General features: G+C 64.9%; 15 protein-coding genes. 9 read left to right on the forward strand and 6 right to left on the reverse strand.

Annotation, left to right across the window (positions count from 1 at the left end; genetic code table 11):
- Positions 1 to 27: 27 nt before the first annotated feature.
- Positions 28 to 627, reverse strand: a complete 600-nt coding sequence (locus KY501_RS41935; RefSeq protein ID WP_224369658.1) for a hypothetical protein — start codon at positions 625 to 627, stop codon at positions 28 to 30.
- 239 nt (positions 628 to 866) lie between these two features.
- Between KY501_RS41935 and KY501_RS41940 the strand changes: the two genes are divergently transcribed.
- Positions 867 to 1,772: a DUF6310 domain-containing protein gene (locus KY501_RS41940; RefSeq protein WP_224369659.1), complete on the forward strand. Its 906-nt coding sequence runs from the start codon at positions 867 to 869 to the stop codon at positions 1,770 to 1,772.
- Entirely contained in the window at positions 1,769 to 2,524 is a 756-nt protein-coding gene (locus tag KY501_RS41945) for a DUF5953 family protein (RefSeq protein WP_224369661.1), read from the forward strand. Before KY501_RS41940 ends, KY501_RS41945 begins: the two co-directional genes overlap by 4 nt.
- A gap of 562 nt (positions 2,525 to 3,086) precedes the next feature.
- Here KY501_RS41945 and KY501_RS41950 read toward each other — a convergent pair.
- From KY501_RS41950 to KY501_RS41960, 3 genes are all read right to left on the reverse strand, one after another.
- Positions 3,087 to 4,034, reverse strand: a complete 948-nt coding sequence (locus KY501_RS41950) for a hypothetical protein (RefSeq protein ID WP_224369663.1) — start codon at positions 4,032 to 4,034, stop codon at positions 3,087 to 3,089.
- Positions 4,004 to 4,591 (reverse strand): hypothetical protein, encoded by a 588-nt coding sequence (locus KY501_RS41955; RefSeq protein WP_224369665.1) that lies wholly within the window; start codon positions 4,589 to 4,591, stop codon positions 4,004 to 4,006. Before KY501_RS41955 ends, KY501_RS41950 begins: the two co-directional genes overlap by 31 nt.
- 63 nt (positions 4,592 to 4,654) lie before the next feature.
- Complete coding sequence (locus tag KY501_RS41960; protein ID WP_224369667.1) at positions 4,655 to 4,837, reverse strand: hypothetical protein; 183 nt, start codon at positions 4,835 to 4,837, stop codon at positions 4,655 to 4,657.
- Between the two features lie 254 nt (positions 4,838 to 5,091).
- Between KY501_RS41960 and KY501_RS41965 the strand changes: the two genes are divergently transcribed.
- Both KY501_RS41965 and KY501_RS41970 read left to right on the forward strand, forming a co-directional pair.
- Complete coding sequence (locus KY501_RS41965) at positions 5,092 to 6,540, forward strand: LysM peptidoglycan-binding domain-containing protein (protein ID WP_224369668.1); 1,449 nt, start codon at positions 5,092 to 5,094, stop codon at positions 6,538 to 6,540.
- 328 nt (positions 6,541 to 6,868) lie between these two features.
- Entirely contained in the window at positions 6,869 to 8,428 is a 1,560-nt protein-coding gene (locus tag KY501_RS41970; RefSeq protein WP_224369670.1) for a sensor histidine kinase, read from the forward strand.
- 10 nt (positions 8,429 to 8,438) lie between these two features.
- On the opposite strand, the gene KY501_RS41975 is transcribed toward KY501_RS41970, so the two are convergent.
- Complete coding sequence (locus KY501_RS41975; RefSeq protein WP_224369672.1) at positions 8,439 to 8,924, reverse strand: DUF6640 family protein; 486 nt, start codon at positions 8,922 to 8,924, stop codon at positions 8,439 to 8,441.
- Positions 8,925 to 8,934: 10 nt separating this feature from the next.
- A complete protein-coding gene (locus KY501_RS41980) occupies positions 8,935 to 9,135 on the reverse strand; it encodes a hypothetical protein (RefSeq protein ID WP_224369673.1) in 201 nt (66 codons plus the stop codon).
- 162 nt (positions 9,136 to 9,297) lie between these two features.
- Here KY501_RS41980 and KY501_RS41985 point away from each other — a divergent pair, with 162 nt between their 5' ends.
- The 5 genes from KY501_RS41985 to KY501_RS42005 all read left to right on the forward strand — a co-directional run bounded on the left by KY501_RS41985 (position 9,298) and on the right by KY501_RS42005 (position 13,888).
- Positions 9,298 to 10,218: a LysR family transcriptional regulator gene (locus KY501_RS41985; protein ID WP_224369674.1), complete on the forward strand. Its 921-nt coding sequence runs from the start codon at positions 9,298 to 9,300 to the stop codon at positions 10,216 to 10,218.
- 201 nt (positions 10,219 to 10,419) lie between these two features.
- Positions 10,420 to 11,262: an aldo/keto reductase gene (locus tag KY501_RS41990; protein WP_224369675.1), complete on the forward strand. Its 843-nt coding sequence runs from the start codon at positions 10,420 to 10,422 to the stop codon at positions 11,260 to 11,262.
- 50 nt (positions 11,263 to 11,312) lie between these two features.
- A complete protein-coding gene (locus KY501_RS41995) occupies positions 11,313 to 11,741 on the forward strand; it encodes an alpha/beta hydrolase (RefSeq protein WP_224369676.1) in 429 nt (142 codons plus the stop codon).
- Between the two features lie 223 nt (positions 11,742 to 11,964).
- Entirely contained in the window at positions 11,965 to 13,059 is a 1,095-nt protein-coding gene (locus KY501_RS42000; RefSeq protein WP_224369678.1) for an alpha/beta hydrolase, read from the forward strand.
- Between the two features lie 19 nt (positions 13,060 to 13,078).
- Positions 13,079 to 13,888 carry a (R)-mandelonitrile lyase gene (locus tag KY501_RS42005; RefSeq protein ID WP_224369679.1) on the forward strand — a complete coding sequence of 270 codons (810 nt, stop codon included), beginning with the start codon at positions 13,079 to 13,081 and terminating at the stop codon, positions 13,886 to 13,888.
- Positions 13,889 to 14,009: the final 121 nt, after the last annotated feature.

The raw sequence follows: 14,009 nt of genomic DNA on the forward strand, positions 1-14,009 counted from the left end.
TTCTCGCGAGCGGGTGGGGAGATCGGGCTAGAAGACGCTCTGGAGGGGCTCGCCCACGGCTCCGGGGGCGGCGGTGCCCGTCGGGACGACCGTGCCGATCCGGGGAGCGATGGGGAGAGAGGCCCAGGGACCCTGGGGCTTCGCGATGGGCGCCAGGGACTCCACGCCGCGCAACTGGGGGCCGTTGCGCATGGCGTCAGCCACGGCCTGGGTGATGGCCTTGCTCAGCTCGGCCGGAGTGCCGAGGGAGGCGATGCCGGACTGAGTCACCTTGCCCAGCCCCTGGCCGGCGGCGGTGGAGACGCGACCTGCATCCACGGGTCCCCTCGCGGTGTTCCGGAGTCCCTCCAGCAGGGCCTGATCAGGAGCCGCGATGCCGGGAGCGCCGCCGCTCAGCCCGGCGAGCGCCTTGAGCCGGTTCAGCATGCTGCCGCTCGAGGCCTGCGCATCGAGGCCCGGTGTCAACGAGCCCACCTTCGAGAAGGAGTCCGTTGCGTGGGCGAGGCCAGGAGTGGACGGGGAAGTGGCCAGGGTGCGCTGGAGTTCGGGCTGGGCGCCGGTGCCTCCGGCAGGCTCCGTGTTCACGCGAGCGAAACGAGTGGCGCTGGGGTTGGAAATCACGGTCATGACGGACTCCTGGCGCTTTCCCGTGCAGTGCGGACACGGGTGGGGGAAGGCAATACCCAGGAGCATGAAGTGTGCCAGCGCCTTCCCCTCTGGGACTGGAGTCACCGAGGTGATGGCAGCAGTCATCCCCCCCGAGGCCTGCGGACTCCAGGGTTCGGAAGTGGCACAGGGCGCGTGCGGCTCGAGTTGAGACCGTGCCCACAGTGTGACATCCCGCGCCTGCTTGAAAGGACGTGGCCATGCGCCTTCGAACGTGCAGTGCCCCGCTGCTTCTACTTCTACTCTCCGCCTGCGCCACGATGGACCCGCGCGCGGGAGAGTTGACGGCTCCGCATCCGAGACTCACCAATCTTCAGCGTGCGGCGCTGTACCCCTGGACGGATGACGGGCAGTGCGTGGTGCGAGAAGCCTCCAACGAATGGCCACTCCTGGCGGAGCGGTGCTTTCACGCTCTTGAGCGCGACAGGGTCAGGTTCCGGGATGTCACCAAAAGATGCGCTGTCGCCTACGCGGATGCCGCCGCTCCCGCGGTCGTGGCCCTCTGTGTCTTTGCGGCACCCGAGATCGTCGTCGGTGCAGTGATTGTTGTTGGCGCGGTGGTGGTGGCAGCCGCGATCCAAGAGGGGATTGATGCTTACCAACGGAATGCATCCCGCGAGCGTGCGAAGCTCAAGACGCAACCGAGACCCGCTGAGGAACCGTTAACGAACCGAACACCAAAGCCAGAGACGTCGCCCACTGAAGATTTCTTCCCAGTACCAGACTCCAACCCGCGCCGTCCGGAGTGCGAGGCCATCCCGGTGCCGCGCGCATCCAGAGATGATCCGCATAACGAGTGCGCCGACAAGTTTCCGCCCAACCGTTATCCCGGCATGGACGTGAGTGTGGGAGGAACACGCTTCGATGCGTTGCAAGTCGGTGTGCGCGTGCTGTGGGAGATCAAGACTCATCAATTTGATAAATATAATTCCTTCGTCCAGGAGATGGAGATCAAGAAGGAACTCAAGCAACTCAGAAAGGAGCGAGCCATCGCCGTGGCCTGTGGATATGACTTCGTCGTCGGGGTGAGCACCCAAGCGCACAAAGCCGCTCTGCTGAAAGAGGATCGGTTCCTCACAATCGTCGTCACGGGATGCACACGATGACTCAGCAAACAACCCTCCACCTTATCACCTATGCGCCTGCGCTCGTGAGCAAAGACGGCCGCGCGGTTGACGTCATCCATGGAATGGAAAAGGCGCTCCCCGGCTTGCGGCTGAAGTGGCGGCTCTCAGACAGCGGGCGCCCCATCCCATTGCCACAGCGCGATGCATGGCTCTTGGAAAACATTGAGGACGGGGAATTCCCTATTGTGTGCAACGGGGACAAGAGTCACCCCGTGACGGTTTCTGGAATGGAAAATTCGGGACTGCTCAGCCCAGGCGGTCAGCCCCTGTTTGAAGTCCATGCGAAGTTGCCGCTAGATGCGGCGGTTATCGCGGCAGCGGCGGCGTTGCTTGAGAGCGTGGCGGAGGGTGCGCGCGCGTTCTGGGGGGGGGCGACGCCAGACGCCGCTGCGCTAGACATCGCGTATCAGACAGCACCCACGCTGCAAGGCCCGCCGTCCCCACTCCGGGGGTTGCCCGCACTGAAGCTATTCCATCACCTCCGCTCGCCCGAGATTCCCGCTTACCTTGGGTGGCTGAACCACTGGTCTGCTGCTGCCGCGAAGGCCATCGGGTTCCCGGACCCGGCCCGCGACGCCGACCTCCTCTCGCGGGCGCGGCGCACGTCGTCGGGTGGGTGGGTCGTGCAGCTCACGGCTACGCCGCTTGATCTCGACAACCCCGGCCACCTGGACGCGCTCAAACGGGTCTACGCGCGCTTCCCGCAGATCGGCGGGCGCGACGCTCCGTGACCGCTCGGCTCGGGGCGCTCTGTGCGGGCGCTGGAGCGCTACCTGGAACTGGCCCCCCGTTACTGGGCCAGCACCCGGGCGCACCCCGACAGCCAGCGACTTGCTGCGGAGATCAGTCCTCTCACTGCCCCGCCGCCTCTCGTCCCGTCGCCGGAACAGGAAGCTGCGGCGAACGGATCGTCCCGATAGCGCTGGTTGTGAGGGCCTCGCGTCCATCGCCCCACTCTGCGCGGCTCTCCGAGCTCATGCCAGACGAGGTTCATGCCGCGGATACACTGCAACCCAGGGCGGGACAGGAGAATCGGCTTCAGCTCACCGTGAGCGCGGCGAACGACGGCACGCCCACGCAGGGAACGCGGGTGGCCTTCGAAGTGGTAGGGGGGAGCCCGCCACAGCCCAGGTCAGCCTCTGGCCGGATCAGACGAAGCTGACCCTGCGGATCCGCGCCATTCCGCCGGGCCCGACCTCGGCGGTGCCAACACTGGAGAGGACCTTCACCCTCAACGTGGCGCCGCGCCGCCCCGAGCCGGGAACTCCACCGGCTCGGCCCAGTGTGCATCCTCTACCTCAGTGCCGCCAGGGACTCCCGAGGCAGGGTGGTCGTCTTGCACCGCAACCCTCCCTCCTCCCGGAGCATGAAATCCGTCACGAACTTGCCCGCCGCCTTGAGATGATTGCCGATGGGGACGGTCTCGATCCCCACGCTGCGGAGTTCGTCCATGAAGAGTTCGTAGGCGAAGCTGACGAACTCGCGCTCGGTCTCCAGATGATGGGGAACCAGGACCTTGTCCGGAAACAGTGCGATGCCATTCATGAAGCAGAAATAGTAGTTCGGCTTCGTGCACTTGACGTGTCCATCATCGACCCCGGTTGGAAGGACTCCCGCGACCTCGATGACCTCGAAGCCATGCTTCTCGAGCGTCTCTTTGGCCTTGCGGTTGATCTCGCCGTACTTCTGCTCCAGGGCGATGGCGCTATCACGCAGCAGCGTGCGGTCCGCGGAGGGCTTGAAGAAGAATGACTCGATCAACTCCCGCTGCTTCTTGAAGCTGTGCAGGACCACCCTTCCCTTGCCGACATACAGCATCTGCAGATCGATGTGGTAGGCCCACTGGGGAACGAAGAGCACGGACTTGTCTGGTGTCTCCTCGTCTCCCTCTTGCTTGAAGGCCTCGGGGGTCAGCAACAGCTCGCGAATGCGGTATTTGGCGTTCTTCCACAACAGATACTGTTCGGGAGAATAGTTGTATTTCGCGGCGCGCGACTGCAGCTTCTTCGGCCCCACGCTCTGCTCCTTGATGGGCATCTGGGCGCCGAAAGAATCGTTGTACCAAACGGAAAACACACCGATTTCGCCAACGATGAACTTCAGCCGATCCTTGTTGTTGCGCGCGGTGATGATGTTGCCGCCAGCCACGGGTTCGTTGTGCACGCCGAAGAATGTCGGAGCGCCAAAGTCCGCCCCACAGAGGCCGGCAATCACATTCGAGTTCCGGACCCCTCCGAGCACGTTCTTTTTGTCCTGGATGGTCGTGCCAAAGGTCGAGGTGAATTGGAAGTCAGAGAGGGGCCCTTCATGGTCCGCAGGAGCGGATCCCTGTTCCAACCCAGCGCCTCGAACGAGTACGTGTGCAGCTCGATCTCGTATTTCTTGCTGATGGTCTGGATCCAGGTCGCGAACAGGCCCGCGCGCATGACCATGGCGGTGTAGCGCGGGTAGATCATGTCTTCGATGTGCCAGGCTTCGAAGGGCACATGCCAGGTCGGGACGAACTGCTTGGAGACTGGGAAGGGGCCCGACAGCGGCACCATGTCCTTCAGCGCGATCAGCTTCTGCGACGGTGGGCGCGTCTCGAGGCGCCAGCCCGTGGGATTCTTCGATGTGGCCTTCGGCGGGGGCTTGTACGACAGGAGCGCTTCCTTGCTCTCTCCATACAGCTCAATGGGATAGACCTTCTGGCTTCCCTTGTGCAGGTCGCAGTAGGGGCTCCTCTTGTTGCCAAACGCCAGCAAGAAGACCGTCGCCTCGTTGTTACAAGGCTCACCGAGTTTTCCGCTGCACTTCATGGACTCCGTCCTCTCTCCACATGCGGCCCGACGCGCCTTCACACTTCAACATGGCCGGAAATCCTACCTTTGGATGAACTCCCGCTCCAGGAGCGTGAAGAACAGGTTGAGGACATCCGGCACATGGGGGCCGGGGTTCAAGGGCTTGCTGGTGTCACCGTCGAGGAGCTCGACAGCCCGGACGACCACGTGAGGCATGAGCACGGTCATGGCCAGCGCCAGGCCATCTACCTGGAGCTGGCTCATTCTCCTCTTCCACCCGCGCCGCGTGGAGCACGTGGATGCGGTCCGCGTCCTTCTCGGGGGAGGACCTCTGACAGGGGCCGCCTGAGCAGTGCGCCCAGTCGTCGCGGCCAGGAGCTGTCGGCACTTGTCGCACCCATCCCCCTGGGAAGAATCATCGATCTTTTTTGCAACGGCTGACGGCCCGCCCTGTCACTCCAGCGAGGCTCGAAATCGAGTAGCCGAGCAGGGTCAATGTATTCAGACAGGAGCATGTCATGACTTCCAGGATCAACTCTGACTCGCCGCGGCGGGTGTCCTCGCCGCAGGTGGAGCAGAAGCCGGCCCGCAATTCCGGACCGCAGCAGGGCGCTCCCTCGCGGGGGACGGGATTCTCCTCCAGCAGCCAGTTCACCCCGAGCGCTGCCAAGCGGGGCCTGAATCTGGATGGAGCGCCCCAGTCCGTGTCACGCGCGGGCAACGGTGGGAACAGCAACCCCTACAATGATCAGAACGAGTACGAGCACGCGCTGCACGCGGCCTACGAGCGGTACGGCGCGACGGGCGCGAGCCAGGTGCAGGTGGCGCTCAACCAGCTCGCGCGCGGACAGCAGCCCGCCCTCTCCACCGCCGTGCCCCAGGGGGGAGACGTCATGGTGTGGGGGCCGAACGCCGGCGTCTACGACGGCTCGACCGGCAAGGCGGACGGCGCCGGGCATGTCGCCGTCGTCGAGAGCGTCACGCCGCACCCCGCCGATGCGCAGAACCCGTACGGCTCGGTCACCGTCCGCGTCTCGGAGCGCAACTGGGACTCGCAGGATGGGCAGGTGGGCGGAGTCCCCTACCGCGACATCGATCTGCCGCTGGACGCCCAGGGCAAGGTGGTGATGCCTCCTGGGGTGGGCTTCGTCCCGCTGGCGCCGCCGAGCACGGCGCCGGCCGTGAACACGCCCGCCCCGAGCACGGGCCCGCAGAACCCAGCGTTGGGGCCCAACCCGACGCACGCGAACGACCCAAGCTTCCAGATGAACAACACGGCCGCGCATGATCCGCACCGGAGCTACTCGGACCCGAGCGGCACGAACTCGCTCAATAACTACACGCAGTGTGTGGGTTACATCCACGACATGCCGCAGTTCGGACCGCTCATCGAGTCGCTGGCGTCGCAGCAGACGGACAACCACTACCTCTCGGCCTCGGAGATTCCGGGCAACAGCCGCGTGCCGACGGAGGGCTCGCTGATGATCTGGCAGCCTGGCCCCGCTGACGGCACGCTGGGCGGCAAGGTCGGCAGGGACGGGCACGTGGCCTACGTCGAGGACGTGCAGCGCAACTACGATCCTCCGGGTGATCCGACGGGCAAGGTGGTCTCCTACACCCTCACCATCAGTGAGGCGAACGCGAGCGGCAGCGGGAATGACGATCGCTCGCTGAGGACGTTCACGATCGCCGCGGACGCGAACGGGCAGCCGGTGTTGCCCGACAGCGTGTCGGTGTACGACCCGAATCTGGGGGGCAGCAACAGCCCGAGCCCCGCGACGGGAGTCGCCACCCCGAGCCAGGGGAGCGAGATTGCGCACGGCTCGAACTACACGGTGGCTTCAGGAGACACGCTGACCTCTATCGCCAGCCGCGCCCATGTGACGGTGGACCAAATCCTGGCGGCCAACCCGAGCATCAAGAACCCAGACATGCTCTCGCTAGGGCAGCGCATCTTCATCCCATAAAGGTTCATCGATCGCGAATCGAATGGGGCACAGCTTTTTCCGGTGATCACGGCCCACGGCCGCGACGTAGGACGGTGGCGTCACCGGTGCCCGTGGGGATGGCCCTGGAGTCCCCGTGCTTGCGCTGAGCCCGGGTGCGCGGTCCGGGCCACCCTGGAGGCAGGAGGCTGGAGCCGCTCTAGCGACAAGCGGCGGGGGGGACTGACGTTTCCCGCGAGCGGACGGTCGGGAGCGGCCCATCCCACCGCTCGCTCGCTGGGAGGCTGTACCTCTGGGTACGGATACTCGCGTCGTAAGTGGAGGCGTTTCCGTCCAGAATGGCGCTGGCATGTCGAGCACTTCCAGCCAGGGGGGCGGGTCCGCGGAGCCCGGTGCGCACGTTCCTGTGGAGACGCCAGCCTGGCGCATCTTCCCGTGGTTGGATGGCTTTCTCTCGGAGGCGCTGCGTCGTGGACCGCCCGGGGAGCTCGGCCGAGCCCGGGTCGTCGCTGGCATGGTCATCGCCTTGATCGTGCTCGCCACGCTGATCTTGATCACCAGCCTCATCGGAGAGCTGCCCACGGGCTACGTCGTGGGGTCCATCGGCACCCTGGCCGGCTATGTGTGCACCCTGTTGAGCTTGGGCAGGGTCTCCTCGTCCCGTCTCCCAGCGCTGTTCCTGAGCGCGATGATGGCGTCCACGATCAGCCTGGTCTCGCTCTACGAGGGCGACGGCTATCTCGCCGCCAGCGCGGCAATGATGTTGATCACGATCCTGTCGGAATACCTGCTGGGGCCGCGCCTGGGCCTGGTCATCCTCATCCCCGTCCTTCTGGTTGTCGGAGTCATCTGCCCGCTCTGGATTCAGCTCCGGGGCGTCGAGCCCCTCGTCATGACGGAGGGGCATCGGTGGGGGCTCCACATCATCTCCGCGCTCTGCATCCTGGCGGGGTGGGCGGTGGGGGGGCTGTACAGCAGCGCGCATGCCTCCACGCATGCCGCGCTCGAGCGGGACATCCAGGCTCGCAAGGAGGCCGAGGCCAAGCTGGGAGAGCTGCACCGCACGCTGCTGGACGTCTCGCGCCAGGCGGGGATGACGGAGATCGCCACGGGCGTGCTGCACAACGTGGGCAACACGCTCAACAGCCTCAACATCTCGGTGGGGCTCGTCACGGACCGGCTGCGCGTGTCCCGGCTCTCCATGCTGAGTGAGGTCAGCGAGATGCTGGACGAGCATTCCACGGACCTCGCGTCCTTTCTCACCGCCGACTCCCGCGGCGTCAAGCTACCCATCTACATCCGCGCGCTGTCGGCCCAACTGTCGTCCGAGCGAGATGCGCTCCTGGAGGAGATGCAGGCGGTCGGCAAGAGTGTGGACCACATCAAGTCCATCGTCCTCATGCAGCAGGAGCACGCCCGCTACGGTGGAGTGGTGGAGCGGATCCTGGTGCCCCAACTCATCGACGACGCGCTGCGTCTGGACGCCGGCTCCTTCGAGCAGATGGGCATCGTCGTGTGGCGCGACTACGCGGAGGTGCCTCCCATTGAGGTGGATCGGTACAAGCTGCTGCAGATCCTCCTCAACCTGCTGAGCAATGCCAGGCACGCGCTGGTGGAGAGCGATGCGCCGGACAAGTACCTGAGGATCAGCGTGGGCCTCGATGAGAAGGAGGAGAGGCTGCTCATCGAGGTGGCGGACAACGGAGTGGGAGTCGAGCCCGAGAACCTGACGCGCATCTTCTCTCAGGGCTTCACCACGAAGAAGACGGGGCACGGCTTCGGCCTGCACATCAGCGCCCTGGCTGCGCAGGAGCTGCGGGGGCGGCTCTCCGTGGCGAGCGCCGGACGGGGCCAGGGCGCCACCTTCACCATCGAGCTCCCTCTCCAGCGCGAGGAGTCCGGGCGCTGAATACGAACGCTCAGGGGCGGTGTTCGTCCATTCGCCAGACGAGCGCGGTGCTGACCCCGATGATGATGCAGAAAATCACATCCGTGATGAGCTGGGGTGGAACATCAGTGAGCGACTGTCCCGGGTTCAGGAATTCGGGATCCTTGAAAGCCACGCCGGGATAGAAACAGGCAGCGGCTTGCGTGAGCCAGTAGGTCGCAAGGAACATCGCACCCGCGAGTATGTTGGTGTGCAGGTCTCCCTTCTTCCGCCACACGAAGAACACCCCACAGGCGGCAAGCACCACCGCCATCGCCAGCGTTTGCCCACTGTGGAATTTCGCGTGCGGAGGCCAGCGGGGGTTGTAAAGGTGGGTCGCGTTCCAATCCGCGAGGTAGGCCCCAATGACCAGGACCACCGCGGTACCACTGAGCAGCAGTCGGCCGATCAATGCCCAGTTTCGCCTCGTCATGTTGTCCCCTTCAAGCCGTGTTGACCTTTGGTATTCGCTGGCCACCGTTCAACCTCTACAGATAATCGATGACGTCCTCTGCCGATCGGATGTCGAGCCCGGGTGAGAGATGGTGGCGACCGAGCAGGAGATTCGCCCCCGCTGCGCCTCTCAGCCAGCGCAGCGCGTCAACGAGCAGCATGCGCTCGCGCTTGCCGCCGGACCGCGTGGTCAGTGCCTCCGCCAGCAACGCGAAGGCCTCGTCATCGCCGCGCATGCGGGGCGACGCTACTACCAATCATTGGGGATACAAAGTGCCTCAACCGGCGTGAGAGCTTCGGCGAAAGATCGCGCTGGAAGAAGCCATCACCACGCCAGCGACCAGCGACTATCTCCAGCGCTGGCTCTGAGCGGAGCTTGCGTGTAGAGAACCTTCACGATGGCCTCCACACTGCTCAACGCGCTTAACGCCTTCATCGTCGTCGCTCGGCGCCTCAGCTACGCGGCGGCGGCGCGGGACCTCGGCGTGTCGACGTCGGCGCTCAGCCAGGCGGTCCGACAGCTTGAGGAGAGGCTCGGGGTCACGTTGCTGACGCGCACCTCGCGGAGTGTCGCCCTGACCGACGCCGGCCATCGCCTGCTCGACAACGCCGGACCTGCCCTCGATCAAGCGCTCGAGTCGCTGAAGACCGTGCGGGCCAAGCGAGGCGAGGTGACGGGCCGCGTGCGCCTCAGCGTACCCAGCGCATCGGTCTCGATGGTCCTCGCGGATCTGCTCCCGCGCTTCATTGCGCGCTACCCGAAGGTGGGCGTGGAGGTCCATGTCGACGACCGCTTCGTGAACACCGTGGCCGGCGAGTTCGACGCCGGCATGCGGCTCATCGAGTCGATCGATCGCGACATGGTCCACGTCCGCCTGTCGGGCCCGACGCGCTTGGTGGTGGTCGGCGCGCCGTCGTACTTCGAGCGAAAGGGCGTGCCACAGAAGCCCCAGGATCTCCTCCAGCATGACTGCATCTGCATCCGCCGGTCCCCCAGCGGAGAGCCGTGGGCGTGGGAGCTCGAGCGTGGCAAGAAGACCTACCGCGTACCGGTTCGCGGACCGGTGACGACGAACGATGCAGAGCTGATGCGCACGATGGCTGTCGCGGGCGTGGGATTGTTCTACTCACTCGAGAACCGCGTCGAGAGCGACCTCACGTCCGGGCGCCTGCGCGTCGTCCTCGAGCCGTACACACCCGAGGTGCCGGGCCTCTACCTGTACTTCCCGAAGCGGTCGCAGGTCTCGCCCGCGCTCAAGGCGTTCGTCGAGATCGCTCGCGAGCAGGTGAAGGCTGGCCGGGCGGGCGGAGCAACGTAAAGTTTTTCTAAACCCCGCATGCAGTTCATGCCGGTTTCGAGTTCAGAGGGCCGGACGTATCTTGCTGGCATGAGCGAGATGACGAAGCGGCAGCTCGGCCATGGGTACGGAAACGCAGTCGACCTGCGCTCGGGCGTCGCGCTCATTCGCGTAACATGACCGCGCGCGTCGTTCATGGGCCATGAGAAAGGACAAACGACCGTGAACCACGTGACTCTGAACAACGGGGTAGAGATGCCCCTCCTTGGTTTCGGCGTGTTCCAAGTGACCGACCTCGCGGAGTGCCAGCGCGCCGTCGAGGACGCGCTCGGCGTCGGCTACCGGCTCATTGACACAGCAGCCTCGTATCAGAACGAGCAAGCCGTCGGGGACGCGCTGCGCAAGAGCGGGCTCGCGCGTGCTGAGCTCTTCATCACGACGAAGCTGTGGGCCTCGGACACCGGCTACGAGAAGACGAAGCGGGCCTTCGACCGCTCGATGAAGCTGCTCGGCCTCGACGTCCTCGACCTCTACTTGATCCACCAGCCCTACGGTGATGTGCACGGCTCCTGGCGCGCGATGCAGGAGCTTCACCGTGAAGGCCGCATCCGCGCCATCGGCGTCAGCAACTTCCACCCCGACCGCGTGATGGACCTGATCGTCTACAACGAGGTCCCGCCTGCGGTGAACCAGATCGAGATGCACCCGTTCAACCAGCAGATCGCGACGCAGGCGTTTCTCAAGGAGAACGGCGTGCAGCCCGAGGCGTGGGCGCCCTTCGCTGAAGGGAAGCACGACATCTTCAAGAACGAGCTGCTCCGCTCCATCAGCGCGAAGCACGGCAAGAGCATCGCGCAGGTGAGCTTGCGGTGGCTCGTTCAGCGGGGCGTCGTCGTGATTCCGAAGTCTGTTCGCAAGGAGCGCATGGCGGAGAACCTCGCGGTGTTCGACTTCGAGCTCGACGCGGCCGAGATGGAGGCGATCGTCGCGCTCGACACCAAGACCAGCAGCTTCTTCGATCACCGAGATCCGGCCATCGTAAAGTGGCTCGGCACGCGGCGTTGAAGGTCACAAGGACGATGTGACATGACGGAACGCCCTGACGATGTTGGACGTTGCGGTTTCTTGATGGCGGTAGCTGGAACGTCGATACGCTGAGCGTCGACCGCCGGAGCTATTCGCTGTGGGGCAGCTCGGCCGGTGCGAGGATGGCGGCCGCCATCGGGTCGCATGGCGCCGCGCGCTTCGGCGGCGACGACGTCCCAAAGCCGGCGACGGTCATCATGGCGTACACAGGCCACTCCGACAGAGCGAAGGGTGAGCCGCCGACGTTCGTTGTCGTTGGCGAGAATGACGCCATCTCGCCTCCATCCGTCATGGCGCGGCGGGTCGCGGCGCTCCTCGCGGCTGGGACGCCAACGGAGTTTCGTCGATATCCGAACGTCGGGCACGGCTTCGGGCCTGGGGTCGGCACAAGCGCGGAGGGATGGCTCGGACACGCTGTGCGCTTCTGGGAGCGTTTCGTGGCAACCGAGAAGAGGTGAGAACGGCGCGAACAGGCTTGCCAGCCGTGGCGTAACAGGGCCTGGCGTGATGTGTATCTTCACAGCTCATGCGCAACGTGCGTGTTTCGCCATGCCGATGCGAGACATGGAATTTGGTCATGGAGTGGAAGGGAAACTCACCATGTCGACTCGAGAACTGGGAAAGCGCGGCCTATGGCCTCGGCCATCAGCCCCACTGGGCCGCGAGAGCATCCTCCGGTGCATGGGCAGCACGGCCCTTGCTCTGATCACCGTCGCGCTCATCGCCGCCGCGTGCGCAACCCCGGCTGGAAACAATGAACCCGGGCCGCTGCTCATTCAGGAGCAAGGCAGCTTTGCAGCCGGCGGAACGGTCATCACCGCGCCCGGCACGTTTGACCCCATCAAACAAGGCAGTTACAACCCCGCGGGGCCCGACTCCGCGGGGCAGACGTTGCACGGCGATCACGTTTACGTGTCCTATGAGACCCCGGCCCATGCCAGAAAGCTCCCGCTCGTGTTCTGGCACGGCCATGGCCAGTCCGCGAAGACGTGGGAGAGCACGCCGGACGGCCGAGAGGGCTTCCAGAACATTTTCCTGCGCCGTCGCTTCCCGGTGTATTTGATCGATCAACCCCGACGTGGCCGTGCAGCACGCAGCACTCAGCCCGTGACGCTGACGGCTGCGCCTGACGAACAGCTCTGGTTTGGCATCTTCCGCTTGGGCCTGTGGCCGGACTTCTACCCAGGCGTGCAGTTCTCGAGCGATCCAGAGGCACTCAACCAGTTCTTCCGGCAGATGGTGCCCAACACGGGCCCCTACGACGCGGAGGTCAATACCCATGCTGTCTCCGCGCTCTTCGACCGAATCGGCCCCGGCATTCTCGTTACGCACTCACAGAGCGGTGGACCCGGCTGGCGCACGGCGATCAAGAACAGAAATGTGCGAGCCATCGTTTCGTACGAACCGGGTGCTGGCTTCGTCTTCCCGCAGGGCGAAGCACCTGAGCCGATGACGTACGCCTCAGGCACGGCAAGAGGCGTCGAGGTGCCGCTGTCGGACTTCCTACAGCTCACGAAGATGCCGATCGTCATGTACTACGGCGACTCCATTGCCGAGAATCCAACCACGAATCCGGGCCAGGACCAGTGGCGCGTCACGCTCGCCATGGCAAGGCAGTTCCGCGATGCGGTGAACCGCCACGGCGGCGACGTGACTGTCGTGCACCTGCCCGAGATCGGGATTCGCGGCAATACGCACTTCCCCATGTCGGATCTCAACAATGTCCAGATCGCTGACCTTCTGTCGCGGTTTCTCACGCAGAAGGGGCTGGATTGAACCTCCAGGAGGAACTCCCATGAACGTGTTCGCTGCGGCCGTCCTCTCTGTGCTTCTGGCTGGTTCCGCATCCTCTCAAACCATCACCATCGCTCGGCGCGGCACGCAGCCGTCGCGGCAGGGGCCGGCCGAGAACTTCACCGGAGCCGTTCGCGTCGACCCGCTGTTTCAGGCCAGCGCGCCGGCGCCGGCGTCGGGCGCGCTCGTCACGTTCGAGGCGGGCGCGAGGACCGCATGGCACAGCCACCCGCTCGGCCAGATCCTCATCGTCACAGCCGGAACCGGGCGCGTGCAGCAGTGGGGTGGACCGGTCGATGAGATCCGGCAGGGGGATGTCGTCCGCATTCCGCCGAACGTCAAGCACTGGCATGGAGCGGCGCCGAAGACGTCGATGGCGCATATCGCCATCGTGGAACAGCTCGATGGCAAGAGCGCCGACTGGCTGGAGAAGGTCACCGAGGAGCAATACGGCATGCCCTTGCGCGGCCAATCCGCTCCCAATGCGCTGACGCAGACCGCGCAACCGACGCGCGCCCAGAAACTGATCGGCGAGTTCTCCCCGAAGCTGGTCGAGCTGACCGACGAAGTGCTCTTCGGCGATGTGTGGACGCGCCCGCAGCTCGCGCCTCGCGACCGCAGCCTCGTGACCGTCAGCGCGCTAATCGCCATGAACCGTCCTGAACAACTCCGCTCACACCTCGTCCTCGCCCGAGATAACGGCGTGACGCAGGAGGAACTGGTCGAGACGATCACGCACCTCGCCTTTTATACCGGCTGGCCGAATGCCATCACCGCAGTGACCGTGGCCAAAGAGGTCTTCGAGAAGTAATCAACTAACACGGGCCGCAGCAAACCCTTCTTTCCTTGAGGCAATAACACCATGACTGGAAGACACTTCTCCCTCCGACTTGGGCTCGTCGCAGCGCTCTGCGCCTCTGCCCTCCTGGCTT

It is taken from the genome of Hyalangium versicolor (genome assembly GCF_020103695.1).
In the GTDB taxonomy this organism is placed as follows: Bacteria; Myxococcota; Myxococcia; order Myxococcales; family Myxococcaceae; genus Hyalangium; species Hyalangium versicolor.

Excerpts from the sequence above, each read along its gene's own strand:
- KY501_RS41935 (WP_224369658.1), bottom strand. The coding sequence starts at position 627 with ATGACCGTGATTTCCAACCCCAGCGCCACTCGTTTCGCTCGCGTGAAC.
- KY501_RS41940 (WP_224369659.1), top strand. The coding sequence starts at position 867 with ATGCGCCTTCGAACGTGCAGTGCCCCGCTGCTTCTACTTCTACTCTCC.
- KY501_RS41945 (WP_224369661.1), top strand. The coding sequence starts at position 1,769 with ATGACTCAGCAAACAACCCTCCACCTTATCACCTATGCGCCTGCGCTC.
- KY501_RS41955 (WP_224369665.1), bottom strand. The coding sequence starts at position 4,591 with ATGAAGTGCAGCGGAAAACTCGGTGAGCCTTGTAACAACGAGGCGACG.
- KY501_RS41960 (WP_224369667.1), bottom strand. The coding sequence starts at position 4,837 with ATGAGCCAGCTCCAGGTAGATGGCCTGGCGCTGGCCATGACCGTGCTC.
- KY501_RS41965 (WP_224369668.1), top strand. The coding sequence starts at position 5,092 with ATGACTTCCAGGATCAACTCTGACTCGCCGCGGCGGGTGTCCTCGCCG.
- KY501_RS41970 (WP_224369670.1), top strand. The coding sequence starts at position 6,869 with ATGTCGAGCACTTCCAGCCAGGGGGGCGGGTCCGCGGAGCCCGGTGCG.
- KY501_RS41980 (WP_224369673.1), bottom strand. The coding sequence starts at position 9,135 with ATGCGCGGCGATGACGAGGCCTTCGCGTTGCTGGCGGAGGCACTGACC.
- KY501_RS41985 (WP_224369674.1), top strand. The coding sequence starts at position 9,298 with ATGGCCTCCACACTGCTCAACGCGCTTAACGCCTTCATCGTCGTCGCT.
- KY501_RS42000 (WP_224369678.1), top strand. The coding sequence starts at position 11,965 with ATGGGCAGCACGGCCCTTGCTCTGATCACCGTCGCGCTCATCGCCGCC.
- KY501_RS42005 (WP_224369679.1), top strand. The coding sequence starts at position 13,079 with ATGAACGTGTTCGCTGCGGCCGTCCTCTCTGTGCTTCTGGCTGGTTCC.